The organism is Methylophaga sp. UBA2689, assembly GCA_002354555.1.
Lineage (GTDB): Bacteria > Pseudomonadota > Gammaproteobacteria > Nitrosococcales > Methylophagaceae > Methylophaga.
The window spans coordinates 13339-13878 of sequence record DELT01000066.1 but is presented as its reverse complement, the minus strand read 5'-3'; the positions used below and the strand labels follow the sequence as shown (position 1 = coordinate 13878).

Below are 540 nucleotides of genomic sequence, written 5' to 3'. Positions count from 1 at the left end.
TTGTTCTTTTCCAAATCTTTGTAGTGTTCAAAGAAATGTGAAATCTGATTGAGCAAAAATTCCGGTACGTCATTGATGTCTTTGACATGGTCATACATTTTGTCATGAGGAACCGCAACGACTTTAGCATCTTCGCCCTTTTCATCGGTCATTTTCAGCATACCGACTGGNNACCGGGTCACCATCATCAGACAAAGTATTAGGCACATAGCCATAATTTGCCGGATAGAACATGGCGGTATTCATAAAACGATCTACAAACAGCGCGCCTGTCGCTTTATCAACTTCATATTTAACCGGATTGGCATTTGCAGGAATTTCGATAATAACGTTGATATCTTCAGGCAGATTGCTGCCTGGGCCGACTCGGTCAAGGTTCATAAAGCGATTGCTCCAATAAAAAATTAGGGTAAAAAGAAACCTGCCAATTATAAAAGAAACTGCCCAAGCATCAAAGCCGATATCTCTGTCAGGGCTTGTTGATCTTTCATCTCCACCACTGCTGGTGGCTCTTTGCGTGTCCGACAAGGCGGAAAGCAC

General features: G+C 42.9%; 1 pseudogene. It reads right to left on the bottom strand.

Features of this window, described 5'->3' with window-relative positions:
• Positions 1-381 (bottom strand): annotated as a pseudogene (locus B3M51_RS07930) (inorganic diphosphatase); the annotation flags it as partial.
• Positions 382-540 lie beyond the last annotated feature (159 nt).